This window comes from Nocardioides sp. 503, assembly GCF_004522095.1.
In the GTDB taxonomy this organism is placed as follows: Bacteria; Actinomycetota; Actinomycetes; order Propionibacteriales; family Nocardioidaceae; genus Nocardioides.
Window position 1 is genome coordinate 54,556 of record NZ_SPUI01000001.1, and the last position, 24,358, is coordinate 78,913.

25 protein-coding genes are annotated in these 24,358 nt (G+C 73.0%); 12 read left to right on the forward strand and 13 right to left on the reverse strand.

Features of this window, described 5'->3' with window-relative positions; genetic code table 11:
* The first annotated feature begins 34 nt into the window (after positions 1-34).
* A complete protein-coding gene (locus E4622_RS00310) occupies positions 35-598 on the forward strand; it encodes a LemA family protein (protein ID WP_134738104.1) in 564 nt (187 codons plus the stop codon).
* Positions 599-665: 67 nt separating this feature from the next.
* On the opposite strand, the gene E4622_RS00315 is transcribed toward E4622_RS00310, so the two are convergent.
* From E4622_RS00315 to E4622_RS22580, 4 genes are all read right to left on the reverse strand, one after another.
* The gene (locus E4622_RS00315) at positions 666-1,529 is read right to left on the reverse strand and encodes an aldo/keto reductase (protein WP_134738105.1); all 864 of its coding nucleotides are present in this window, start codon (positions 1,527-1,529) and stop codon (positions 666-668) included.
* Complete coding sequence (gndA, locus tag E4622_RS00320; RefSeq protein WP_134738106.1) at positions 1,530-2,993, reverse strand: NADP-dependent phosphogluconate dehydrogenase; 1,464 nt, start codon at positions 2,991-2,993, stop codon at positions 1,530-1,532.
* Positions 2,994-3,148: 155 nt separating this feature from the next.
* Positions 3,149-3,763, reverse strand: a complete 615-nt coding sequence (locus tag E4622_RS00325) for an alpha-ketoglutarate-dependent dioxygenase AlkB (protein WP_134738107.1) — start codon at positions 3,761-3,763, stop codon at positions 3,149-3,151.
* A gap of 70 nt (positions 3,764-3,833) precedes the next feature.
* Positions 3,834-3,992, reverse strand: a complete 159-nt coding sequence (locus tag E4622_RS22580) for a hypothetical protein (RefSeq protein ID WP_167735932.1) — start codon at positions 3,990-3,992, stop codon at positions 3,834-3,836.
* 52 nt (positions 3,993-4,044) lie between these two features.
* Here E4622_RS22580 and E4622_RS00330 point away from each other — a divergent pair, with 52 nt between their 5' ends.
* The 3 genes from E4622_RS00330 (at position 4,045) to E4622_RS00340 (ending at position 8,148) form a co-directional block, all read left to right on the forward strand.
* Entirely contained in the window at positions 4,045-4,815 is a 771-nt protein-coding gene (locus E4622_RS00330) for an ABC transporter ATP-binding protein (protein WP_134738108.1), read from the forward strand.
* Positions 4,816-4,820: 5 nt separating this feature from the next.
* Entirely contained in the window at positions 4,821-7,349 is a 2,529-nt protein-coding gene (locus E4622_RS00335; RefSeq protein WP_134738109.1) for an ABC transporter permease, read from the forward strand.
* Between the two features lie 85 nt (positions 7,350-7,434).
* On the forward strand, positions 7,435-8,148 hold the full coding sequence (locus tag E4622_RS00340; protein ID WP_245155820.1) for a GntR family transcriptional regulator: 714 nt from the start codon (positions 7,435-7,437) through the stop codon (positions 8,146-8,148).
* A 6-nt stretch (positions 8,149-8,154) separates the two neighbouring features.
* On the opposite strand, the gene E4622_RS00345 is transcribed toward E4622_RS00340, so the two are convergent.
* Positions 8,155-8,514, reverse strand: coding sequence for a hypothetical protein (locus E4622_RS00345; protein ID WP_134738110.1), 360 nt, complete (start codon positions 8,512-8,514; stop codon positions 8,155-8,157).
* A gap of 105 nt (positions 8,515-8,619) precedes the next feature.
* Between E4622_RS00345 and E4622_RS00350 the strand changes: the two genes are divergently transcribed.
* Together E4622_RS00350 and E4622_RS00355 are read left to right on the forward strand one after the other, a co-directional pair.
* Positions 8,620-9,330 (forward strand): copper homeostasis protein CutC, encoded by a 711-nt coding sequence (locus tag E4622_RS00350; RefSeq protein ID WP_134738111.1) that lies wholly within the window; start codon positions 8,620-8,622, stop codon positions 9,328-9,330.
* Positions 9,327-9,587 carry a DUF4031 domain-containing protein gene (locus E4622_RS00355; RefSeq protein WP_134738112.1) on the forward strand — a complete coding sequence of 87 codons (261 nt, stop codon included), beginning with the start codon at positions 9,327-9,329 and terminating at the stop codon, positions 9,585-9,587. Before E4622_RS00350 ends, E4622_RS00355 begins: the two co-directional genes overlap by 4 nt.
* Here the strand turns inward: E4622_RS00355 and E4622_RS00360 are convergent.
* Genes E4622_RS00360 through E4622_RS00370 form a run of 3 tightly spaced genes read right to left on the reverse strand, consistent with a single transcriptional unit; the run spans position 9,564 to position 12,512 of the window.
* Positions 9,564-10,166, reverse strand: coding sequence for a hypothetical protein (locus tag E4622_RS00360; RefSeq protein ID WP_134738113.1), 603 nt, complete (start codon positions 10,164-10,166; stop codon positions 9,564-9,566). The genes E4622_RS00355 and E4622_RS00360 overlap by 24 nt on opposite strands.
* A gap of 49 nt (positions 10,167-10,215) precedes the next feature.
* On the reverse strand, positions 10,216-11,064 hold the full coding sequence (locus E4622_RS00365) for an oxygenase MpaB family protein (protein ID WP_134738114.1): 849 nt from the start codon (positions 11,062-11,064) through the stop codon (positions 10,216-10,218).
* 59 nt (positions 11,065-11,123) lie between these two features.
* The gene (locus tag E4622_RS00370) at positions 11,124-12,512 is read right to left on the reverse strand and encodes a carboxypeptidase-like regulatory domain-containing protein (protein WP_134738115.1); all 1,389 of its coding nucleotides are present in this window, start codon (positions 12,510-12,512) and stop codon (positions 11,124-11,126) included.
* Positions 12,513-12,662: 150 nt separating this feature from the next.
* On the opposite strand from E4622_RS00370, the gene E4622_RS00375 reads away from it, so the two are divergent.
* Positions 12,663-13,178 (forward strand): hypothetical protein, encoded by a 516-nt coding sequence (locus tag E4622_RS00375; protein ID WP_134738116.1) that lies wholly within the window; start codon positions 12,663-12,665, stop codon positions 13,176-13,178.
* A gap of 10 nt (positions 13,179-13,188) precedes the next feature.
* Here the strand turns inward: E4622_RS00375 and E4622_RS00380 are convergent, their stop codons facing one another.
* The 3 genes from E4622_RS00380 to E4622_RS00390 form a co-directional block, all read right to left on the reverse strand.
* Positions 13,189-14,829 (reverse strand): DNA repair helicase XPB, encoded by a 1,641-nt coding sequence (locus E4622_RS00380; protein WP_134738117.1) that lies wholly within the window; start codon positions 14,827-14,829, stop codon positions 13,189-13,191.
* Positions 14,830-14,956: 127 nt separating this feature from the next.
* Positions 14,957-15,499 carry a CGNR zinc finger domain-containing protein gene (locus tag E4622_RS23090; protein ID WP_134738118.1) on the reverse strand — a complete coding sequence of 181 codons (543 nt, stop codon included), beginning with the start codon at positions 15,497-15,499 and terminating at the stop codon, positions 14,957-14,959.
* Between the two features lie 10 nt (positions 15,500-15,509).
* Positions 15,510-17,519 carry a helicase C-terminal domain-containing protein gene (locus E4622_RS00390; RefSeq protein ID WP_245155821.1) on the reverse strand — a complete coding sequence of 670 codons (2,010 nt, stop codon included), beginning with the start codon at positions 17,517-17,519 and terminating at the stop codon, positions 15,510-15,512.
* Between the two features lie 297 nt (positions 17,520-17,816).
* On the opposite strand from E4622_RS00390, the gene E4622_RS00395 reads away from it, so the two are divergent.
* From E4622_RS00395 to E4622_RS00410, 4 genes are read left to right on the forward strand one after another with little or no spacing between them, the layout of a single operon-like run.
* On the forward strand, positions 17,817-18,638 hold the full coding sequence (locus E4622_RS00395) for a protein phosphatase 2C domain-containing protein (protein ID WP_134738120.1): 822 nt from the start codon (positions 17,817-17,819) through the stop codon (positions 18,636-18,638).
* Entirely contained in the window at positions 18,635-19,978 is a 1,344-nt protein-coding gene (locus E4622_RS00400; RefSeq protein ID WP_134738121.1) for an FHA domain-containing protein, read from the forward strand. Before E4622_RS00395 ends, E4622_RS00400 begins: the two co-directional genes overlap by 4 nt.
* A 16-nt stretch (positions 19,979-19,994) precedes the next feature.
* A complete protein-coding gene (locus tag E4622_RS00405) occupies positions 19,995-21,311 on the forward strand; it encodes an RDD family protein (RefSeq protein WP_134738122.1) in 1,317 nt (438 codons plus the stop codon).
* A complete protein-coding gene (locus E4622_RS00410) occupies positions 21,308-21,715 on the forward strand; it encodes an SRPBCC family protein (protein ID WP_134738123.1) in 408 nt (135 codons plus the stop codon). The genes E4622_RS00405 and E4622_RS00410 overlap by 4 nt, the downstream gene beginning before the upstream one ends.
* Positions 21,716-21,754: 39 nt before the next feature.
* Here the strand turns inward: E4622_RS00410 and lepB are convergent, their stop codons facing one another.
* Positions 21,755-22,480 carry a signal peptidase I gene (lepB, locus tag E4622_RS00415; RefSeq protein ID WP_134738124.1) on the reverse strand — a complete coding sequence of 242 codons (726 nt, stop codon included), beginning with the start codon at positions 22,478-22,480 and terminating at the stop codon, positions 21,755-21,757.
* 106 nt (positions 22,481-22,586) lie between these two features.
* On the opposite strand from lepB, the gene E4622_RS00420 reads away from it, so the two are divergent.
* Positions 22,587-24,200 carry an AMP-binding protein gene (locus E4622_RS00420; protein ID WP_134738125.1) on the forward strand — a complete coding sequence of 538 codons (1,614 nt, stop codon included), beginning with the start codon at positions 22,587-22,589 and terminating at the stop codon, positions 24,198-24,200.
* Positions 24,201-24,215: 15 nt separating this feature from the next.
* On the opposite strand, the gene E4622_RS23290 is transcribed toward E4622_RS00420, so the two are convergent.
* Positions 24,216-24,350, reverse strand: coding sequence for a hypothetical protein (locus E4622_RS23290; protein WP_280633729.1), 135 nt, complete (start codon positions 24,348-24,350; stop codon positions 24,216-24,218).
* Between the last annotated feature and the right edge of the window lie 8 nt (positions 24,351-24,358).

Below are 24,358 nucleotides of genomic sequence, written 5' to 3' on the forward strand. Positions count from 1 at the left end.
CAGCAGCGCCATCCAAGCGAAAGAGGGCACGTCCGTGTTGATCTTCATCATCGTCCTGGTGGTCCTGGTGGTCCTCGTCGTGGGCTTCGTGGTCGTCGGCTTCAACAAGCTGCGCACGACCGACGTGGGCGCCGAGGAGGCGCTGGGCGGCATCGACGTGCAGCTCACCCGCCGCGCCGACCTGATCCCCAACCTGGTCGAGACGGTCAAGGGCTACGCCGCCCACGAGAAGGGCGTCTTCGAGGAGGTCACGCGGGCACGCGCCGCCGTGCAGACGGCCGCCGCCGGCAACGACGTGCCCGCGAAGGCCGCGGCCGACGCCGCCCTGCAGCAGTCGCTGGTCCGGGTCAACGCCGTCGCCGAGGGCTACCCCGACCTCAAGGCCAACACGAACTTCCTCGAGCTGCAGAAGCAGCTCGCCGAGACCGAGAACCAGATCTCCTTCGCCCGGCAGTACTACAACGACGCGGTCGCCACGCTCAACAAGCTGGTGCTCACCATCCCGTGGATGTTCCTCACCGGCATGGCGGGTGTCCACAAGCGCGAGTTCTACGACGCGCCCGAGGGCCAGCAGGCCGCCCCCAGCATCGAGTTCTAGGAAAGAGATGCCGAGGCCCGGTCAGTCCTGAGGACTGACCGGGCCTCGGTCTGTGGGGTAGGTGCGGTCAGGCGACCTGCGTGAGCTTGTCGAACTCCTCGTCGGTCAGCTCGATGTCGGCGGCGGCGACGTTGGACTCCAGGTGGCCGACGCTCGAGGTGCCCGGGATCGGCAGCATGACCGGCGAGCGGCGCAGCAGCCAGGCGAGCGCCAGCTGCGACGGGGTGGCGCCGTGCTCCTGCGAGGCCGCGGCCAGCGGGCCGTCCTCCTGCGAGAGCTCGCCGGTGGCCAGCGGGAACCACGGGATGAAGCCGATGCCCTGCTCCTCGGCGTAGTCCAGCAGCGGCTCGGCGTCGCGCTTGACCAGGTTGTAGAGGTTCTGGACGGTGGCGATCGTGGCGACCTGCTGGGCGGCCTTGGTCTCCTCGACGCTGACCTCGGAAAGGCCGATGTGGCGGATCTTGCCCTCGTCCTGCAGCTTCTTCAGCTCACCGACCTGGTCCTCCAGGGGGACGGCGGGGTCGATGCGGTGCAGCTGGAAGAGGTCGATCGCCTCGACGCCGAGGTTGCGCAGCGACAGCTCGGCCTGCTGGCGCAGGTACGCCGGCACGCCGACGGGGGTCCAGACGCCCGGGCCCTGGCGGGTGAGACCGGCCTTCGTCGCGATGACCACGTCGTCGGCGTAGGGGTGCAGCGCCTCCTTGAGCAGCTGCTCGGCCACGACCGGGCCGTAGGAGTCGGCGGTGTCGAAGAACGTCACGCCCAGCTCCACCGAGCGGCGCAGCACGCGCACCGCCTCGTCGTGGTCCTTCGGCGGTCCCCACACGCCGTCGCCGGTGAGCTGCATGGTGCCGTAGCCGAGGCGGACGACCGGGAGGTCGCCGCCGATCGAGAACGTGCCGGACGCTGCTGCGGTGGTGGTGGTGCTCATTCAGATCTCCGTCTCGGAGCGGTCGCCCGCCCAGGTCGTGTGGAAGGTGCCTTGCTTGTCGGTGCGCTGGTAGGTGTGGGCGCCGAAGTTGTCGCGCAGCGCCTGGATCAGGGACGCGGGCAGCCGCTCGCGGCGCAGGCCGTCGAAGTAGGCCAGCGACGACGCGAACGCCGGGGTGGGGACCCCGCCGCGGGCCGCGACCGCGACGACCTCGCGCCAGGCGTCGACGCCGTCCTTGACGGCCTCGGCGAAGTAGGGAGTCGTGAGCAGGGTCGTCAGGTCCGGCTCGTCGGCGTAGGCCTCCTTGATCCGGTCGAGGAACTGCGCGCGGATGATGCAGCCGCCGCGCCAGATCGTCGCCGTCTGCCCGAGGTCGACGTCCCAGCCGTGCTCCTCGGCGCCGGCCGCGATCTGGTCGAAGCCCTGGGCGTAGGCGACGACCTTGGAGGCGTAGAGCGCGGCGCGGACCTGGTCGACGAAGGTGTCGCGGTCGACGTCGACGCGCTCGTCCTCCGGCGAGGTGGAGAACACCTTGCGGGCGGCCTCGCGCTGGGCGGTGTGTCCCGACAGGCTGCGCGCGAACGTCGCCTCGGCGATGCCCGTGATGGGCACGCCCAGGTCGAGCGCGCTCTGCACGGTCCAGCGGCCGGTGCCCTTCTGCTCCGCGGCGTCGCGCACCACGTCGACGAACGGCGACCCGGTCGCGGCGTCCACGTGGCGCAGCACGTCGGCGGTCATCTCGATCAGGAAGGACTCGAGGTCGCCGTGGTTCCAGTCCTCGAAGACGTCGGCGATCTCGGCCGGCTCGAGCCCGGCGACGCTGCGCAGCAGGTCGTAGGACTCCGCGATCAGCTGCATGTCGGCGTACTCGATGCCGTTGTGGACCATCTTGACGAAGTGGCCGGCGGCGTCGGGTCCCACGTGGGCGCAGCACGGCGTGCCGTCGACCTGTGCGGCGATCTTCTCCATGATCGGCCCCAGCACGTCGTAGGCGTGGTCGGAGCCGCCGACCATGATCGAGGGGCCCTCGAGGGCACCCACCTCGCCGCCGGAGACGCCCATGCCGACGAAGTGCAGGCCGTGCTCCTCCAGCGCCTGCTGGCGGCGCAGCGTGTCGGTGAAGTGGGCGTTGCCGGCGTCGACGACGATGTCGCCCTCGTCGAGCAGCGGCACCAGCTCGTCGATGACCGCGTCGGTCGGCTCGCCCGCCTTCACCATGATGATGACCGCGCGCGGCTGCTGGATCGCGGCCACGAAGTCCTCGAGCGACTCGGCGCCGACGAAGGCGCCACCGCTCTCGAGCGGCTCGTCGCCGAACTCCTCGAGCAGCGAGGTTGTGCGGGCGTAGGTCCGGTTGTGCACCGCGATCGTGTGGCCGTGGCGGGCGATGTTGCGGGCCAGGTTGCGCCCCATCACCGCCAGTCCGGTCAGCCCGATGGAGGCGGTGGGATCAGTGGTCGGCATGACTTGATGTAACCGCCGCGGGCGGTCCTGTGTTCCCCGCGGGCCGGTGTTTCCACATCACCGACTGGGTTTCGGCGCGCCGTCGCGACCCCGTTCCTCGGTCGCGACGCTTGCTCAACCTCTTCTAGTGTCGCGGCTTCGCAAGCTCAGCCGCGCTAGAAGACATTGAGAGGCCGGAACTGCACCGACATCCGCGGGCCGGCGTGGGCCACCTTGGGGACGGCGTGCTCCCAGGTGCGCTGGCAGCTGCCGCCCATGACCAGCAGGTCGCCGTGGCCCATCTCGATCGCGATCGACTCACCGCCGCCGCGCGGGCGCAGGTGGAGCTTGCGGGGGTCGCCGACGGAGACGATGGCCACCATCGTGTCCTGCTTGCTGCCGCGCCCGATCGTGTCGCCGTGCCACGCGACGCTGTCGCGCCCGTCGCGGTAGTAGCAGCAGCCGGCCGTGCGGAACGGCTCGCCGAGCTCGGGCAGGTAGTGCTCGCTCAGCGCGTCGCGGGCCTCCTCCAGCACGGGATGGGGGAGCTGCTCGCCGATCATGTAGGTGTAGACGAGCCGCGGCACGTCGACGACGCGGTCGTACATCTGGCGGCGCTCGGCACGCCACGGCACGGCGTCGACCATCGTGGTGAAGATGTCGTCGGCCTCGGGCACCCAGGAGCGGAGCAGGTCCACCCAGGCGCCCTGACCGAGGGTGCGTCGCTCGATCCCGTCGAAGGACCGGAGCCCGTGCGGCGGCGCCGCGAAGAGCGAGGTCTGGAAGTCCATGACCCCAGGATACGCGATCGTTCGAACACGCGTTCGATCTCGCGCCGTGTCTTCTTCGCCCGGCCGCGGGTCAGGACAGCGTGCGCACCAGCTGGTCCACGGTGTCGTCGGCCAGGCGGTCCACGGGGCGCCGGATGAACAGCGGGACGACCGGGTCGCCCAGGCGGCCGAAGTCGAAGCCGGCCCGGGAGCGGATCGCGGTGCCCGCACCGTCGGGGGAGAACGTCAAGGTGTCGGCATTCCCGGTGGCGGGGGGTTGCGCGGCACGAGAGGCTAGCCCCATGACCGACGCCCCGCTCGCCGACACAGGCGTCACCCGCACGCCTGCCGCCCGCGTCCAGCACCTCACGAAGACCTACGGCGAGGGGCTCGCGCTGGTCCGGGCGCTGGACGACGTGACCCTGGACATCCTGTCGGGGGAGTTCACCGCGGTCATGGGCCCCAGCGGCTCGGGCAAGTCGACGCTCATGCACCTGTGCGCCGCGCTCGACACCGCCACCAGCGGCACCGTCGTGATCGGCGACCGCAGCCTGGAGCACCTCTCCGACAAGGAGCTCACCCGCCTGCGGCGCGACGAGATCGGCTTCGTCTTCCAGTCCTTCAACCTGGTGCCGACGCTGACGGCCAAGGAGAACATCCTGCTGCCGATGTCGATCGCCGGCCGCAAGCCCGACCCGGCCTGGTACGACGAGGTCATCGCCACCGTCGGCCTCGCCGACCGGCTGGGCCACAAGCCCAACGAGCTCTCCGGCGGGCAGCAGCAGCGCGTCGCCGTGGCCCGTGCGCTGGTCAGCCGCCCGCGCATCGTGTTCGCCGACGAGCCCACCGGCAACCTCGACTCCAAGTCCGGGGCCGAGGTGCTCGAGCTGCTGCGCAGCAGCGCCGCCGACCACGGCCAGACCGTCGTGATGGTCACCCACGACCCGGTGGCGGCCGCCTACACCGACCGGGTCGTCTTCCTGGCCGACGGCCGGGTCGTCGACGAGCTGCGCCACCCCGACCGCGACCGGGTGCTCGAGATCATGGCTCGCATGGCCGATCCGGAGGTCTGAGCGTCATGTGGCGCGCCTCCCTCAAGAGCCTGCTCGGGCGCAAGGTCCGCCTGCTCATGAGCACCTTCGCGATCGTGCTGGGGGTCGCCTTCGTCGCCGGGTCGCTGATCTTCTCCGACACCCTGAGCCGCAGCTTCACCGCGCTGTTCGCCTCCACGGTCGGCGACGTCGTCGTCCGGCCGGTCGGCGGCGAGACCGCGGCCGGCTCGCTGTCGTCGCTCACCGTCCCCGCGTCCCTCCTCGACGAGCTCGAGGACGCCGACGGGGTCGCGCGGGTCGACGGGAACGTCAGCGCCATCGGCGTCTACGTCGTGGGCCAGGACGACAAGGTCATCGGCGGCCTCGGCCCGCCGGCCCTCGGCGGCAACTACAACACCGCGCCCGCCGCGGGCGGCGCCGGGTTGGAGCTGGTCGAGGGCGAGGCCCCCGAAAGGCCCGACGAGGTCGTCCTCGACGAGAGCACCGCCGAGAAGGGCGGCTACGAGGTCGGCGACACCGTGGAGCTGCTGCTGCCGCGCGGCGTCAGCAAGCTGGCGCCGACCCTGGTGGGGCTGGCCGGCTTCCCCGAGGGCGGCTCCCTCAACGGCGCCACCCTGTCGATGTTCGACACCGCGACCGCGCAGGACCTGTTCCTCGGCGGCAAGGACGAGTACAACGACGTCTGGGTCACCGCCGAGGACGGCGTCTCCCAGGAGGACCTGCGTGACGCGGTGGCGGGCGCGCTGCCGAAGGACATCGAGGCGGTCACCGGCGACGAGGCGGCCGACGAGTCGGCCAGCCAGCTGCTCGAGGCGATCTCGTTCATCACCGTCTTCCTGCTGGTCTTCGCGTTCATCTCGCTGGTCGTCGGCGCGTTCCTGATCGTCAACACGTTCTCGATCCTGGTGGCCCAGCGCAGCCGCGAGCTGGCGCTGCTGCGCGCGCTGGGGGCGTCCAAGCGGCAGGTCGTCCGGTCGGTCCAGCTCGAGGCGTTCGTGCTGGGGCTGCTCGGCTCCACCATCGGGCTCGGTCTCGGCGTGCTGCTGGCGATGGGCCTGCGCGTGCTGTTCGGGCAGTTCGGGCTGGACCTCTCGGGCCAGCCCCTGGTCTTCGGGCCCCGCACCGTCGTGGCGTCGTACGCCGTCGGCGTGCTGGTCACGATGATCGCGGCGTGGCTGCCGGCGCGGCGCACGTCGCGCATCTCGCCCGTGCAGGCCATGCGCGACGACGTCGCGCTCACCGAGAGCTCCATCTGGCGACGCTTCTCCTGGGGGCTGGTGCTCGCGGCCGTGGGCGTCCTCGCGGTGGCGCTCGGCCTGTTCGCCGACATCCCCTACGCCCTGCAGACCGCCGGCGCCGGGATGTTCCTGATCCTGCTGGCCGCGGCGGCCGTGAGCCCCGTGGTGTCGAGGCCGTTCCTCACCGGCGCCCGGTCGCTCTACGCCCGCCTCTTCGGCTCCATCGGCAACCTCGCGGGGCAGAACACGCTGCGCAACCCGCGCCGCACGACGGCCACGGCGTCGGCGCTCATGATCTCGCTGACGCTCGCGTGCATGATGGCGATCGTCGGCGCCTCCGCCAAGGCGTCGGTCGACAAGTCGGTGGAGGAGAACTTCGTCGGTGACTACGTCGTGAGCAACGTCCGAGGGGGCGAGTTCAACCCGTCCATCGCCGACGACATGGCGAAGGTCGACGGCGTGGCCGACGTGGTGCGCCAGCGCTACCAGTTCGGCGACTTCGGCGGAGACGGCGTGTCGGCCATCGACCCCGCCACGGCCGACCGCCTCGAGCTCGACGTCCTCGAGGGCGACCTCGGCGACTTCGAGGACGGCACGGTCGTCGTGCCCGAGGACTACGCGGACGACGAGGGTCTCGAGGTCGGCGACACCGTGGACTTCGAGACGCCCGACGGGAAGAAGACCTGGCCGGTGGTCGCGATCTTCGCCGACAACCCGATCATCTTCCTGCCGCTGGTGACGACGCTGGCGACGCTGGAGGACTCCGGCTACGAGGCGGCCGACAACGCGCTGATCATCTTCGCCGAGCCCGGCGCCGACGACCTGCAGGCGGGGCTCGACGCGGTCGTCGAGGAGCTGCCGATCGTGACGGTGAAGGACCAGGCGGCGTTCGCGGAGGAGCAGCGCGAGCCGATCGACCAGTTCGTGCTGATCATCTTCGCGCTGCTGGGGCTGGCCCTGATCATCGCCGTCCTGGGCGTCGTCAACACCCTGGCCCTGTCGGTGATCGAGCGCACCCGCGAGGTGGGCCTGCTGCGCGCGATCGGGGTCTCCCGCTCGCAGCTGCGCTGGATGATCACGCTGGAGTCGGTCGTCATCTCGGCCCTCGGCGCCGTGCTCGGCGTGATCCTGGGGATCGGCTTCGGGATCGCGCTGATGTACGCGCTGCGCGACGAGGGGCTCGAGGTGATCCGCGTGCCCTACGGCCAGCTGGCTGCGTTCCTGGTGCTCTCGATCGTGATCGGCATGCTCGCGGCGGTCCTCCCCGCACGTCGCGCAGCGCGGCTCGACGTCCTGCGCGCCATCGCCACCGACTAGCCGTCGGGAGTGCCGGAGGCCGCAGGTGTGACGCGGTCCGGCCAATTCGGGGACGCGGGAGCCCCCGTGGCCCTAGGGTGCAAGGGTGGAAGAGGCGCTCCTGACGGACGGAAGGACGCTGAAGCACGTCCAGGTCCGGGAGTACGTCCGCTCGCTCGTCACCGGCAGCGCCCCCGGATCGCCGGCGCCCTCGGAGCGCGAGCTGGTGCACCGCTTCGGCGTGGCCCGCATGACGGTCCGCCAGGCTCTGGACGCCCTCGTCGTCGAGGGGCTGCTCGAGCGGATCCCCGGGCGCGGCACGTTCGTCGCGCGCCCCCGGCAGGCCGTGAGCCGGATCTCGGGCTACACCGAGGAGATGACCCGGCGCGGGCTGCTGGCCGAGTCGCAGACGCTGCTCGCCCGCCGTGAGCAGGCCGGCCCCGGCGTCGCGCGCGCGCTCCACATCTCCGAGGGCGACGCGGTCATCCACTGGCGCCGGCTGCGCCGTGGCGACGGTGCTCCCGTGTGCGTGGAGGACGCCTACCTCAACGAGGTCCTCCTGCCGGGCTTCCTGCAGAGCGGCATGCCCACCAGCCTCTACGACGACCTCGACCAGCGCGGGCTGCGGCCCTCGTGGGCCGAGGACTCCATCACCGCCGACCGCCCCACCGTGGAGGAGTCGACGCTGCTCGAGCTCCCGCCCGGCGGCGTCGTCCTGCGCCACTCGCGGCGCGCCCTGTCGGGGGAGAAGATCGTCGAGGTCTCCCGCTCGGTCTACCGCGCCGACCGCTTCACGATGTGGGTCCAGCTCGGCGCCTGAGCGCCCTCAGGCCGCACCCAGGTGGCCGAGCGCCGCCGCGACGCGGCCGGTCTCCTCGCAGACCCAGACCGGCTCGGGTCCGCCGAGGTCGGGCTGGATGTAGAGCGAGTGCACGGGGCCGTCCTCACACTCCAGGCACAGGGGCCAGCGGCCCGAGGCCTCGAAAAGCGCGTCCTGGACGTCCTGGGCGACCAGCCCGGCGACGTAGACCTCGCCCTCGGGCCACTGCTCGGCCCACCATCGGCGCGAGGCGCAGGCGTCCTCCAGGACGGACACGGCCTCGGGCGTCGCGAAGCGGCGGGCCTGCAGGTCGGCCAGCACGCGGGCGCGGGCGTCGAAGTACAGGGTGTTGTCCACGTCCCCCATTGTGCCGACGCCGCAAGCGGGACGCGCTCGGAGACCCCTGGCGGTGTGCCCGGGAGTGCTGCGCGCGTCCCGGGAGCCGGGTCCGTGACCGCCTAGAGTGCGGACATGAGCAGAGCGCTCCTCGAGGTCGCCGTGCTGCACGCACGCGACCTGCCGGGCTGCGAGCAGGGCGGGGCCGACCGGCTCTCGCTCGCCGTCGAGGGCGAGGGGGACGGCCGCTCACCCGAGCTGGCCCTGGCCGCGTCGGTGATCCGCGGCACCCACCTGCCGGTGCGGGTGATGCTGCGCCTCAACGACTCGCTGACCACGACCGGCGGGGAGTTCGTGCGCCTGGTGGCGCTGGCCGAGGAGCTGGTCTCCCTCGGCGCCGAGGGCGTGGAGCTGGGCTTCCTGGACGCCGACCTCGAGATCGACGTCGAGACCTGCCGCGCGCTGGCCGCGGCGCTGCCCGGCGTGCCCTGGACCTTCCACCGCGCCGTCGACCACGTCCTGGAGCCGGCCCGCGCCTGGCGCGCCCTGGCGGTCGGCCTGCCGGGCCTGACCGCCGTACGCTCCGGCGGCTCGCCGCTGGGCCTGGACCACGGCTACGACGACCTGCTCGCGCTCGCGCAGTCCGACCCCGACGTCGCCCGGCTCCTCCTGCCCGCCGGGGGGCTGCGTCCCGAGCACGTGCCCTGGCTCCTGCGCGCGGGTGTGGGGCAGCTGCACGTCGACGTCCAGGTGCGGCCGGGGTCGACCACGCGCTCCTACGTCGACGCCGACTACGTGCGCTCGTGGCGGCTGATGCTCGACGACGCGGCGTCGCGGTCGGCATGACGCTGCTCATCGACCCGCCGGACGTGCCCGGCCACGGCCGGATGTGGTCGCACCTGGCCAGCGACACCTCCTACGAGGAGCTGCACGAGTTCGCGCGCGTGCTGGGCATCCCCGAGCGTGGCTTCGACCGCGACCACTACGACGTGCCGTCGGAGTGGTACGACCAGGTCGTCGCCCTGGGCGCGCAACCGGTGACCTCCCGGGAGCTGGTGCGCCGCCTGATCGGGGCGGGGCTACGGCGCCGCAAGCCGCGTTAGCTCCGCCTCGACGTTGGCCCGTGCCGGCGCCTCCCAGGTGTCCCGGGCGTAGGCGGTGTGGAAGAGGTGGGGCTTGGACAGCAGGTCGCGCAGCACCGCGGCCCGGCCCTCGACGAAGACGTCGTCGGGCACGTGGGCGTAGTCGACCCGCACCGCCGCGACGTAGGCGGCGTAGCGGGCGGGGTCGGCCGCGAGGATGCCGAGGTCGGCGTCGGACAGCGCGCAGCCGGACGGGTCGTCGGCCTCGGGGCGGTGGGTCTCGGTGAGCCGCACGAGCCGCGCGACCTCGTGCACGAGGTGGCCGTCGACCAGGCCGGGCAGCTCCGCCTCCGCCCACGCGGCCGAGCGCTCCTCGGCGTCGCGCTCCCCGTCGTAGACCGCGTCGTGGAACCACGCCGCGAGCAGCACCGGAGTCCGGTCGTAGGCGGCGCCGTGGCGCGCGAGCTCGTCGAGGCGGCCCAGGACCTCGGCGAGGTGCGTCGTGTCGTGGTAGCCCCGCGCCTCGTCGGAGTAGGCGGCGAGCAGGCGGTCACGCAGGTCGGTGCCGTCGGGCAGCGGCCAGGCCGAGAGGAGGTCCACCGGCACAGTCAAGCACCGGATCCGGACAGGCAGGGCCTCGCGGCTGGACTCATGCCGGTCGCCCGGCCCCCATCGCCCAGCGGATGGTCCCGGTCGCCAGGCCGCCCAGCGCCCGCACGACCGTGCGCTCGGACACCGGCAGCCACGGGAGCCGGAGCGGTCGCCGCGTCCAGCGCGGCATCATCGCCACGGCGGCCGCCACCAGGACGCCGTAGGGCGCCCGGGCGGCCAGCGGGAGCGGCGGCTTGAAGAGCAGGTAGCGCACGGCCTCGCGGGCCTCGGGCGTCCCGCGGAGCTCCGGACGGAACGCGGCGAGGTCGGCGGCGAGGTCGGCCTCGGTCAGGGGCGGGTCGATGACGCCGAGCCTGCGGGCGACCTCGGCGCTCTGGGCGACGTACTCGTCGCGCCCGGCCTGGTCGAGCGGCTCCTTGCCGTAGAGCGTGTGGGCGCGCAGGAAGCTGTCGACCTCGGCGACGTGCACCCAGCGCAGGAGGTGCGGGTCGGAGGCGCGGTAGGGCGTGCCGTCCGGCATGGTGCCGACCACGCGCTCGTGGATCGAGCGCACGATGTCCACCGACTGCTGGGCGTCCTCGGCCGTGCCGAACGTGGTCGTCGCCAGGAATCGGCTGGTGCGGTTGAGCCGTCCCCACATGTCGCCGCGGAAGCCGGAGTGCTCCGAGACGGCCCGCATCGCCGCGGGGTGCAGGGTCTGCAGCAGGAGGGCGCGGATGCCGCCGACGAACATCGACGCGTCGCCGTGCACCCGCACGATCGCGCTGTCGGGCTCGAACCAGCGCGGTCCGGGGGCGCCGTGGATGCGCGCCGCGTGGGCGGCGCCGTCGGGACCGGCCACCCGCAGGAAGAGCGCGGTGCCGAGCCGCTCGCGGACCTCGCTCATCGTGGACACCCTGCCATCGTGCCAGCGGTGGCCAAGCGGCTCGGGGCCGCGAGCAGCCGCTAGGGGGAGACGGTGGTCGTGACCGTGACGGTCGTGGTCGCCGTGGCCGTGGAGGTCGAGGTCGGCGCCGTCGCCGACGGGCTGGTCGGCGTGCTCGTCGGGGTGCTGGTCGCCGTGCTCGTGGGCGTCGTGGGTGGGGTGCTGGACGGCGTGGTCGTGGCGTTGCGCTGCAGGCGCAGGTTGGGCAGCCGCACGTCCTGGTTGATCCGGACGCTCAGGTTGGGGACGGTCAGCTGCTTGTAGTTGCCGTCGAAGCTGTTGTAGGCCACGAGTGTCATGCCGACCTGGCTGCGGAGGTTGCCGCCGAGGTAGAACCCGCCGTTGGTCGAGCTCGTGGTCTGCGCGATGAGCGCGCCGGCCCGGTTGTAGAGACGCAGAGTCACGCCCTGGAAGGCGGTGCCGCTGTCGTCGCGCAGGACCCGGCCCGTGAGGGCGCCGCCGCGCTGGGTGAGGGCGAAGCTGCCGAAGGCGCCGCGCCCGGGCCGCACGTAGCCGTTGGAGACGTTGCCGCTGCGCCCGAACCACCGACCGGCGTCGGGCATGATGATGCGGTAGCGACCGGGGTAGACGCCGGGGAAGGCGATGGAGCCCCGCGAGAACTTCGCGGTCCAGAACTGACCGGTCTTGCGGCTCACCACGGTGGCGAAGCCGCTGCCGGTGAGCGGCTGGCCGCCGGCGTACAGGTCGACGCGCAGCTCGCCCGCGCGCTTGCGGAGGTTGATGCGGACGTTGCGGAACTTCCCGGCCTTCACGCGGGGCGCATAGAGGCTCTTGCCCACCCAGGTGCGGCGACGGTCGTAGGTGAAGATCGAGTAGTTGCCTGCCGGCAGGCCGCCGATCGCGAACTGGCCCTGGGCGTTGGCGACGGTGTCGAAGGACTGCTCGCTGGTGTTGGCCGCGACCACCTTGGCGCCGGCACCCGGCTTGCCGCCGGTGCGGACGACGCCGGTGATGGCCGCCCCGCGACGCATCCGGGCGTTGCGCACGGTGGTCGAGCCGGCGCGCACCCGCACGAGGACGTCGGTGGGCGCGTACTTGCGGACGTCGTAGGAGGGCCGCTTGTCGACGAACTGGAGGCGGTAGGTCCCGGCGGGAAGGGTCAGGGAGTAGGTCGAGCCGGCGATCCGGCGGGCGCCGATGTAGCTCCAGTCGGCCCGGAAGAGCAGCATCTTGAGCCGCAGCCGGCCGTCGCTGGCCCGGCCGAGGACGTTGCCCCGGACCTTGCCGACCGACACCTTCGCGCTGGTCACCCCGCCGCTCGTGCCGGCGCCGGACCCGTCGCCGGCGAGCGCCGACTGCGCCGGCATCACGAGCGCGAGGCAGGCGACGATGGCGGTCAGCACCACGGCGATGAGGGCGTGGTCGCGGCTGCGGGACGGGGAAGGCATGTGACGGGCTCCAGGTCGGGATCGCGGCCCAGCGCCGACGGTCTCCTCACCAGGGTAGGTCGCTCCAGGGCGTCGCGGGGCATTACCGCACGGGACGTGCTGGACGTCACCCGGGATTACTCGGCCCTTCTGCGGGGCAGGGTGCGGGGCATGAGCCAACCGCCCGTGCCCCCGCCCTACCAGCCGCCCACGCCGCCCACGCAGCCGCCGGCGTACCAGCCGCCGGCCCCGCAGGCGCCGGCGTACCAGCCGCCGGCTCCCCAGGTGGCTCCGCAGCCGACCCCGGCTCCCGACCCGAGCACGGGCTGGCTCCAGCTGACGCTGCAGGGCAACGTCATGACCAGCGGGCTGATCCCGCCCACGGTGCGGATCAACGGCTACCAGGTGCCGACCCGCTACGGCCTCAACACGATCCCGCTGCCGGCCGGCCGGTGGCACGTCGACGTGCACGGACAGTGGCTGCGGACCTACGGGCAGGCCGCGCTGGACGTCGACCTGGCCCCGGGCCAGCAGGTGCCGGTGTTCTACGCGATGCCGTACCACCAGTTCACGACCGGCAGCATCGGCTTCGAGAAGCAGAAGCGCAAGGGCGTGTGGTTCGTGTTCGCCCTCGTCGCCTTCCTCGTGGTCCTCGTCGCCCTGATGGTGCTCGCGGCGTTGCTCTGAGCCTCGCCGCTCAGGCCGGCAGGTCCTCGGCGTCCATGATCCGGTAGGCGTAGCCCTGCTCGGCCAGGAAGCGCTGGCGGTTCTGGGCGAAGTCGGCGTCGACGGTGTCGCGGCTGACGATCGTGTAGAAGTGCGCGGACCTGCCGTCGGTCTTGGGGCGCAGCAGCCGGCCCAGGCGCTGGGCCTCCTCCTGGCGCGACCCGAACGAGCCGGACACCTGGATGGCGACCTCGGCGGAGGGCAGGTCGATCGAGAAGTTGGCGACCTTGCTCACGACCAGCAGCCCGACGTCGCCGGAGCGGAAGGCGTCGAACAGCCGCTGGCGCTCCTTGACCGGCGTCTCGCCCTTGATGACCGGCGCGTCGAGGGCGGCGGCCAGCTCGTCGAGCTGGTCGAGATACTGCCCGATGACCAGCGTCGGCTGCCCGGGGTGCTGGGCCACCAGGTCGCGCACGACCTGCACCTTGTGGTGGGTGCAGGACGCCAGGCGGTAGCGCTCCTCGGGATCGGCGGTCGCGTAGGCGATGCGCTCCTGGGTCGGCAGGGTCACCCGGACCTCCACGCAGTCGGCCGGTGCGATCCAGCCCTGCGCCTCGATGTCCTTCCACGGGGCGTCGTAGCGCTTGGGGCCGATCAGGGAGAAGACGTCGCCCTCGCGCCCGTCCTCGCGGACCAGGGTCGCGGTGAGGCCGATGCGCCGGCGCGCCTGGAGGTTGGCGGTCATCCGGAAGATCGGCGCGGGCAGCAGGTGGACCTCGTCGTAGACGATCAGGCCCCAGTCGCGGGCGTCGAGCAGCTCGAGGTGGGAGTAGACGCCCTTACGGCGCGTGGTCATCACCTGGTACGTCGCGATGGTGACGGGCCGGATCTCCTTGACCGCGCCGGAGTACTCGCCGATCTCGTCCTCGGTGAGGCTCGTGCGCTTGACCAGCTCGTCCTTCCACTGTCGCGCGCTGACGGTGTTGGTGACCAGGATCAGCGTGGTGGCCTGGGCCTGCGCCATCGCGGCCGCACCGACGAGCGTCTTGCCCGCGCCGCACGGGAGGACCACGACGCCGGAGCCGCCGTGCCAGAACGACTCGGCGGCGTCGCGCTGGTAGTCGCGCAGGTGCCACTCGGACTCGTCGAGCGCGATCGGGTGGGCCTCGCCGTCGACGTACCCGGCGAAGTCCTCGGCCGGCCAGCCCAGCTTGAGCAGCGCCTGCTTGAGGTTGCCGCGCTCGGAGGCGTGGACCGCGACGGTGTCGTCGTCGAGCCGCTCCCCGATCATCCCGGCGATCTTCTTGGCCCGCAGGACCTCCTCGAGCACGGGGCGGTCGTTGCTGACCATCACCAGGCCGTGGACGGGGTGCTTCTCCAGGCGCAGCCGGCCGTAGCGGGCCATGGTCTCGGCCACGTCGACGAGCAGCGCGTGCGGGACGGCGTAGCGGCTGAACTCCAGCAGCGTGTCGACCACCTGCTCGGCGTCGTGCCCCGCAGCGCGGGCGTTCCACAGGCCCAGCGGCGTGAGCCGGTAGGTGTGGATGTGCTCGGGGGAGCGCTCCAGCTCCGCGAACGGCGCGATCGCACGCCGGCACGCCGCCGCCTGCTCGTGGTCGATCTCGAGCAGGAGCGTCTTGTCCGACTGGACGATGAGGGGGCCGTCGTTCACCTGGTGAGTCTACGGACCGGGTGAGTTTCACCGGGTACCCGGTGAAACTCACGCTTCCGGTAGGAAGCTTCGTACGGGAAGCGCCAGTTTCGTGCCGGCCCTGGGTCGCGTGGGGTGAGGGGAGCCCTCAGGCCGACTGGGCGAGCGCGAGGGCCTGCGCCTTGCGGCGCGCGCGGTAGGCGGCGACGTTGGCGCGCGACGAGCAGCGCTCGGAGCAGTAGCGGCGCGACCGGTTGGGGGAGGTGTCGACGAAGACGTTGCTGCAGGGCGCGGCCTCGCAGACGCCCAGGCGCGAGGGGCCGAGGTCGCAGACGAGGGTGGCCAGGCCGAGCAGTGCCTCGCCGACCAGCAGCTCGGCCACCGACGCGGTCTTGGTGGCGACGTGGAGGTGCAGGTCGCCGGGGTCGTGGTCGGAGATGCGGGGGGTGATCGGGTGGCGGACCATCAGCGCGTTGAGGCCGTCGATCACGCCGCGGTCGTCGCCCGTGGCCGACGCCTCGAAGACCGGGCGGAGGTCGCGCTGGAAGCGTCGCAGCTGCGCCAGGTCGCGCTCGGTGCACTGCTCGTGGAGCCAGTCGCGGCCCTCGAGATGACCCACGAGCGCGTCGAGGTCGGCCAGCTCGGTGTTGAGGAGGCCGGCCGACCGCTCGGCGTACCTGATGAAGTCCACGGGGACGAGTCTACGAAGGCACGTCCAGCGACTTCACGCTGGTGATGCGGTGGACCGCGAAGGTGCGTACGTCGTCGGAGCGGTGGTCGCGCGCGGTGAGCTGCCCGCCCTCGACCGAGAGCGGGTCGACGATGCGGTCGGTGGCGGTGCCGTGGTTGTCGACGTAGCCGATCAGCACGGCCCCGCCGACCTCGATCGCCTCGCGCAGCGCGGTCAGCGAGCCGCTCGGCGAGAGCGTGGCCCCGGTGGCGGGGCGCGACGCCGCGGCCCGGTCGCCGGAGCGGATCGCGGTGAGGGTGGCGGCGATCCGCGCCGACTCGTGGGCGGTGGCCGCGGCCGCGCGTCGGCCCCGCGGTGAGCGGGCGCGCAGCTGGTCGGGGCGCGTGACCCTGACGGTGCCGTCGGCGGCCTCGACGACGGGGGCGGCGCCGAGCTCGCGCAGCCGGGGGAGCAGCACCTCGATCGGGGTGGAGCTGATCAGGACCGTCGGCGCCAGCCGGCGCAGGCCCAGCGGGCCGACCTTGGGGTGGTGCAGCAGCTCGGTCAGCGCGGTCTCGTCGTCGGCCCGCAGGAACGACTCGGCCTGCCCGACGCGGATGGCGCCGAAGGTGCGCACGGTGTCGTCGACCAGGTAGGCCAGCGGCTGCGGCACCGGCGTGCGCGAGACCGTGCCGAGGAACTCGTGCACCTCCGCCGCCGTCCAGCCCAGGTCGAGGGCGCGGCGCACCGAGCCGGGCGTGAAGCGGTAGGTCGTCGCACCGCCGCGCGACTCCACGTCGGCCACCAGCTGCAGGCGCCGCGCCAGCGACGACTCCAGCGGACCGGGCGCGACCGCCGTGAGGTCGGCCTGGATCAGCACGTGGTCGACCGGCTCGGGCAGCATCGCCGCCATCGTGTCGTGCGGATCGCCGCCGTCGAGCAGCACCCGGGCGTACGACGCCAGGCCGCCCAGCCCCGTCACGCCGAGCGCCGCGGCCTCCTCGACGGTCCACGCGACCTGGTCGGCGCGCGAGCGGGGCCGCCGGGGCCGGAGCCACGCGAGCCGCGCCAGCAGCGAGGGCACGCCGGTGCCGGCTGCGAGCACCTGGCCGGGCGGCAGCTCGGCCAGCAGCCGCAGGGTCATCGCCCGCGACTCGGGCATGGTGCGCGCCGCGAGCTCGGGGGTGAGGACGTTCCACGGCTTGCCGGCCGGGTCGCGGCTGCCGACCAGGCCGGGCATCCGCGGGCTCTCCAGCCACGAGCGGGCGACGGTGGCCCACCGGGCCGGGACGTCCTGGGCGCTCCAGGTGTCGAACACGTCGGTCGGCACCCACACGAGGTTGCCGTCGGTGTCGGCCCGCGACGCCAGCAGCCCCGCGGTCGAGGCGCACTCGACGAGCAGGGCGGCAGCCTGCTGGTCGACGTGGAGGAAGGTCGCGGCCGCCTTGAGCTCGCGCACGCCGAGACCGCCGCTGCGCAGCGCCGGGGCGGGGTGGGTGCCCCAGTGGTCGAGGAGCAGCTCGAGGCGGCGTACGAGCTCGAACGCGGCGCCGCCCGCGACCCGGTCGACCAGGGCCTGCTGGCGCGCGGTGGTGGACAGCTCCGGCGGCCGGTCGGCCGGCTCGGCGGTCGTCGTGCCTCCGCGCAGGACCAGCCCGACCTCGCCGGGCAGCACGACCGTGCCCGAGCCTCGGGGCACCAGCAGCCGCCGCGAGAGGAGCTCCTCGGCGGGGTTGGCGGCCTCGCTGGGCGAGACGGTGTGGCGCGCCGCGCTCGTGGTGGCCTCCCCGCCCTGCTCCAGGACGTGCTCGAGCAGCGCCCGTGCCGGGGCGGACAGCTCGGCGAGGCGGGCCTGCACCTGCGCGGCCGTGAGCGGCTCCGCGCTGCGAGGGCGCAGGCCGCTGACCCCGGCCTCGGGGCCGCCGGTGAGGCCCTCCGCGACGCCGGTCAGCGGCCGCAGCCCACCGGTGGACTCCCACACGAGCACCAGGTCGGTGAGCCTGCGGAGCGCCTCCTTGACGGCACCGGGGTCGGCCTGCACAGATGTGCAGAGTTCGGTGGGTGTGGTTTGGCCACTGACCACCAGGGCATCTAGGACAGTGAGCTCGAGACGCGTCAGACCGTCGAGCGCTCGGACGACCGACGTACGCACGGCAGCACGCGAGGCGAGCTGGCCGAAATCATGAGGGGCGGGAGTGGCGAGATCGGGACGCTCGGAGAGCAGGGTCGACAACCGCTCGTCCGTCCAGCCGCGCAGCTGGTCGGCCAGCGACCGGAACCCCCTCGTCGTACTCATCCTTCCCACGCTATCCGGCCTCCCCACCCGCGAGGCCACCAGATGACCGGCGTGGAGCTGCACCACGGGGCGGCGACCGACGTGGGGCTGGTCCGCGAGGTCAACGAGGACGCCTTCCTGGTCGCCCCACCGGTCTTCGTCGTGGCCGACGGCATGGGCGGCCACGACCGCGGTGACATCGCCTCCGCGATCGTCGTCGAGGAGTTCGCCCGCCTGGCCGACCAGGGCTACGACCCCGCCCGGGGTGCCGCCGTCGTCGCGGAGACCCTCGAGGAGTGCCAGGCCCGCATCGCCGAGTACGACGCCAGCCAGCGCGCGCAGGGCGCCCCGGACTTCCACGCGGGCACGACCGCCGTGGTCGCGCTGCTGATCGAGCAGTCCGGCGAGCCCAAGTGGCTGCTCGCCAACCTCGGCGACTCCCGCGTCTACCGCTACAACCACGGCGCCCTCGAGCAGGTGAGCGTCGACCACAGCCTCGTGCAGGAGCTGGTGGAGTCCGGGGCGATCACGGTCGCCGATGCCGCGGTCCACCCCGAGCGGCACGTCATCACCCGCGCGCTGGGCGGCTCCGGGAGCACCGACGCCGACTACTTCGTGCTGCCTCTCTCGGCCGCCGAGCGCCTGGTGCTCTGCTCCGACGGCGTCACCGGGATGATCGACGACGCCGCGATGCAGCGGATCCTCGGCTCGACCGACGACCCCCGCGACGCCGCCGACCAGATGGTCGCCGCCGCGGTCGCGGCCGGCGGACGGGACAACGCGACGGCCGTCGTGATCGATGTGGTGGGATTGGTCGCCGAGACACCGTATGACTCCGAGCGCCAGCGGGTGAGTCTCGAGGAGAAGTTGGGAGCCCTGCCGTGAGCACTGCCACGAGCCCTGCCACGTGGTCCTACCGCCCGGGGGACTGGCTGGCGATCTTCGGGACGGCCACCACCCTGCTGCTGCCCGCCAGCGAGAAGGCGCGCGCCGCCCAGCTCTGGGACCAGGTCGACGGCGGCGCCGGCTTCGCCGAGACCCTCGACCAGGTGCTGGCCCCCGGGCTCAGCGTCCTCCCGGCCTTCGTCCTCATCGGCACCGGCGACGGCCCGACCAAGGTCATCGTCCGCGGCGCCGGCGTGCGCGCCACGCTCACCACGGGCTCCGAGACGGTCGAGCTCGACGGCTCGACGGTCACGACCTGGGTGGAGAAGACCCTCGAGGACGTCAGCGCCATCGGCGTCGAGGTGGGCGAGGCCGGACGCCCCGGGCCCGACTACCTCATCGACGGCGGGCTGGTCCGCGTCGCCCGCATCGACTTCCCGTCCCGCACCGCGGACGAGTCGCCCGCGATCCCCGCCCCCGCGCCGGTCGCCGCGTCGCTCGACGCGCCCGAGGCGCCGGTCATACCCGAGGCGCCGGTCGCACCCGAGGTGCCGGTCGCACCCGAGGGCGACGCGGTCGTGCCCGAGGAGCAGCCCGCCACGGAGCTGCTCGACGTGGCGGCGTACGACGCCGAGGTGGACGCCGCCGAGACCGAGACCGAGGGCGAGGGCGCCGAGCAGTACGACGAGCAGCCGGCCGGCCTCAGCATCCTGGAGGACCCGCCGGCCGACGAGGCTGACGGGTCGCAGTTCGTGTGGGACGACGAGGACGGCGCCGAGGCGTCGCTGCCGCCGCTGCCGCCGCCCCCGGTGCCGGTCCCGCCGGCTCCGGCGCTCGGCGGGCCGCCGGCGGGTGCCACCGTGCCGCCCGTCTCCGCCCCACCGCTCACCGACCACGACGGGCTGACCCAGACGGGGCCGGCGACCGGCGAGTTCGCCCGCGAGAAGCCGGGCATCCCCGGGCAGCCGCCCGCCCCCCACGTCACCCGCCCGGTGGCGCGGCTGGTCGTCTCCAGCGGGGACACCGTCGAGGTCGACCGGGTCGTGCTGATCGGCCGCGCGCCCGAGGCACGGCGCTTCACCGCCACCGAGCAGCCGCGGCTGGTCACCGTCCCGAGCCCGCTGCACGAGATCTCCTCCACCCACGTCGAGGTGCGTCCCGGCACCGGCGCCGACCACGGGAGCGCGGTCGTCACCGACATGGGCTCCACCAACGGCACGGTGCTCGTCCAGCCGGGGCTCGGACCCGAGGACCTCAAGCCCGGCATCGCCGTGCAGCTCATCCCGGGGGCGATCATCAACCTCGGCGACGGGGTGACCATCCAGGTCACCAACCCCTGACCCGAGAGACGGACCCATGAGCGCGCCGCAAGACGCCACGACGTACCCGCCCGCCGAGCTCGACCGACGCTTCTACGCGTTCGCGATCGACCGGCTCATCGCGTGGAGCCTCTACGCCGGCGCCTCCTACGCCGCCTACGTCCGCCTGATCGAGCCGGGCGACGTCGGGGCCGGCATCGCCCTGATCGCCGGCACCGTGCTGCTCGTGGGGCTGGCGTACGCGCTGCTGCTCGGCCTCAAGGGCACCTCTCCCGGCAAGGCCCTGGTGGGGCTGCGGGTGGTGGAGGACGCGACCGGCACGCCGATCGGGGTCGGGCGGGCGCTGCTGCGCACCCTCGTCCTGGGCGTCGCGACCCTGCCGACGATCGGCCTGGGCGTGGCGACCCTGGCCTGGACCGCGGTCATGGACCCGGGCAACCAGCGCCGCGGCTGGCACGACCACGTCAGCCACGGCGTGGTCGTGGACGTGCGTCCCCTGCCCACCGTCGAGGAGGTGGAGGAGGTACGCCCCCGCCAGCTCGTCAACCTCACCGCCATGCGGCTGGTGCCGGCCCCCGCCCAGCCGGTGGTCTCGGTGCCGACCCCGCGCCGCCTGCCCAAGCCGACGGCCCCGCCGGCGACCCCGCCCAGCGGCCCGCCGCCCGCAGCGGCGCCGGTCCCGGCACCTCGCGTCACGCCGCCCGCGGCCCCGTCCGCCACCCCGGCCGTGACCCCGCCGCCCGCCGCCCCGCGGGTCGCCCCCGCGTCCGCCCCGACGCCGGCGGCACCACCCTCCCCGGCGCCGATCGCCCCCGCGGCCCGTCACGCCGCTCCTGCTCCTGCACCCGCGCCCGCCGCTCCGCGCCCGCCCGCCGCCACCCCGCCGGCGCCGGCCCCCGTGCCGCCTGCCCCGGTGCCGCCCGCCCCCGTGCCGCCGGCCGCCACGCCGACCCCGGCGCCCGACCCCGCGCCCGGCCGGCCCTCGCAGCTGGGACCCCCGCTGGTGCCGGAGGCGTCCGCGGTGCCGCGCTGGCGGGTCGCGTTCGACACCGGCGAGACGTTCGTCGTCGAGGGGCTCGCCCTGGTCGGGCGCCGCCCCGAGGCGCGGCCGGGGGAGTCGGTCAGCCACCTGGTGCCGCTGCGCTCCAGCGACATGTCGCTGTCGAAGACGCACGCGCAGTTCCAGGTCACGCCGGCCGGGGCGCTGGTGGTCATGGACCGCGGTTCGACCAACGGATCGGTCGTCGTGCGGCAGGGTGTCTCCAAGGCCCTCACCGCGGGCCGCCCCACCACGCTGCTCGCCGGCGACACGGTGCGGTTCGGAGACCGGAGCATGACCGTGGAGCCCGCATGACCTTCCGCTACGAGCGCACCGTCACGACCACCGCCGACCCGGCCGAGATCTGGGCGCTGTGGTCGGACACCGGTACGTGGGCCGACTGGGACCCCGCCGTGCAGGCGGTCACGCTCGACGGCCCGTTCGTCGAGGGCGCCACCGGCACGATGACGCTCACCGGGCCGATCGAGGTCCCGGTCAGCCTCGAGGTGGTCGTGCCCGGCAGCCGCTACCTCGACCGGCTGACGATGGGCGAGCTGGTGATCCGCATCGACCACGTCGTCCGCCCCACGGCCGACGGCGCGGAGGTCACGGTCACGACCACCATCGAGGGCCCCGGCGCCGAGGACATCGGCCCCATGGTCACCGCCGACGCCCCCGTCGCCATGGAGGCCCTGGTCGTCGCCGCCGAACGACGCTGACCCGCCCGAAGCTCTCGGGCGGGGCAGCGATGGGCGTGGTCAGTTGTCGGGGATCGTGTCGAAGACGTCGGGGCGACCGACGAAGTGCGCGCGGCCGGGAGGCCACACCAGCGTGAAGACCTTGCCGACGACGAGGTCGACCGGCACGAACGCCTTGTCGGGGTCGCACTTGGGGCCGCGGTTGACGCAGAGCCGGGCCGAGGAGTCGGCCGACTCGTTGCGGTTGTCGCCCATCACGAACATCTCGCCGTCGGGCACCGGGCCGGCGGTCCATTCGCACGCGGGACCGGGCATCGGGCCGTCGCACTTCTGCGGCTTGATGAAGTCGTCCTCGTCGAGCGCGACGCCGTTGACCTCGAGGCGGCCCTTCTCGTCGCAGCACACGATGGTGTCGCCCTCGACGCCGATGACGCGCTTCACGAGGTGGCCGCCGCTGGGGTAGAGCCCGATCTTCGTCAGGCCCTTCACCAGCGGGCTGGTCGGCTCGGGCGCCAGCCCGTCCAGCCACCCGCCCGGGTCCTCGAAGACCACGACGTCCCCGCGGGACGGCGAGCCACCGAACCAGTACGACACCTTCTGCACCAGGATCCGGTCGTTCTCGACCAGGCCGGGCTTCATCGAGGCCGAGGGGATGTAGAACGCCTGGACGAACAGGGTCTTGATGACCAGGGCCAGCACGACGGCGACCGTCAGCAGGACCACGGTCTCGAGCCACAGCGGGAGCTTGCGCTTCGAGGGCTCCTCGGGAGCGTCGGCTTCGGGCACGGATGGACCCTACGCCAGGGCTCCACGCCCCCCGCGGCGCGTCGGGCACGCGTCGCCTGGCGCCGACCCAACCCCACGGCAACGTCGGGCGTCGTAGGTTCAGGGCATGGAGTCCTATGCCTCAGGAGAGCTCGAGCCGGCCCTGCTCGAGGAGACGATCGGAGCCAGCTTCACGCGCACCGCCACGACGTACGCCGAGCGTGAGGCCCTGGTGGAGATGGCGACCGGGCGCCGCTGGACGTGGGCGGAGCTCGACCGCGACGTGGACGACCTGGCGCGCGGCCTGATCGCCGCCGGGATCGCCAAGGGCGACCGGGTCGGGATCTGGGCGCCCAACAGCGCGGAGTGGACGATGGTGCAGTACGCCGCCGCGAAGGCCGGCGTGGTGCTGGTCAACGTCAACCCGGCCTACCGCACCCACGAGCTCGCCTACGCCGTCAACCAGTCCGGGCTGCGGATGCTGGTGGCGGCGTCGCGCTTCAAGACCAGCGACTACCGCGCGATGGTCGAGGAGGTGCGCGACCAGTGCCCCACGCTGGAGCGGGTGGTCTACCTCGACACCGACGACTGGGCCGACCTGGTCGCCGAGGGGGCGGACCTGCCCGGGGCGGCGCTGGCCGAGCGGGCGGCCTCGCTGTCGCCGCACGACGCGATCAACATCCAGTACACGTCGGGCACCACCGGCTACCCCAAGGGCGCGACGCTCAGCCACCGCAACCTGCTCAACAACGGCTACTTCACCACCGAGCTCATCAACCTCACCGCCGACGACCGGCTGTGCATCCCGGTGCCCTTCTACCACTGCTTCGGCATGGTGATGGCCAACCTCGGCTGCACCACCCACGGCGCCACCATGGTCATCCCGGGCCCCGGCTTCGACCCCGAGACGACGCTGCGCACGATCGCCGAGGAGCGCTGCACGGCGGTCTACGGCGTCCCGACGATGTTCATCGCGATGCAGAGCCACCCGAGCTTCGCCGAGCACGACCTGAGCTCGCTGCGCACCGGGATCATGGCCGGCTCCATCTGCCCGGTGGAGGTGATGAAGCGCTGCGTCAACGACATGCACATGGCCGAGGTGTCGATCGCCTACGGCATGACCGAGACCAGCCCGGTCTCCTGCCAGACGCGCGCCGACGACGACCTCGAGCGCCGTACGTCGACGATCGGGCGGGTCCACCCGCACGTCGAGGTCAAGGTGGTCGACCCGGTCACCGGGGAGACCGTCGAGCGTGGCGTCACCGGAGAGCTCTGCACCCGCGGCTACTCCGTGATGCTGGGCTACTGGGACGACCCGGACAAGACCGCCGAGGCGGTGGACGGCGACGGCTGGATGCACACCGGCGACCTCGCCGAGATGCGCGAGGACGGCTACTGCAACATCGTCGGGCGCATCAAGGACATGGTGATCCGCGGTGGGGAGAACATCTACCCGCGCGAGATCGAGGAGTTCCTCTACGCCCACCCCGACATCGAGGATGTCCAGGTCATCGGCGTCCCCGACGAGAAGTACGGCGAGGAGCTCTGCGCGTGGGTCAAGATGCGCGCCGGCGCCGAGCCGCTGGACGCGGAGGCCGTGCGCGCCTACGCGAGCGGGCGGCTGGCCCACTACAAGATCCCGCGCTACGTGCTGGTGGTCGAGGACTTCCCGATGACGGTCACCGGCAAGATCCGCAAGGTGCAGATGCGCGAGGAGACCGCCCGCGAGCTGGGGCTCTGAGCCCCGGCCGCCGGCTCAGCGCTTGGGGTTGCGGCGGGCTCGCGCCTTCTCGACGGCGGACTTGATCTTGGCCTGGTTGTGGGGCTTGCGCGCCTCGTCGTAGACCTTCTTGGCGATCCCGATGGCGGCGGCTCCGCGTAGCAGCTTCATGCCGGGCC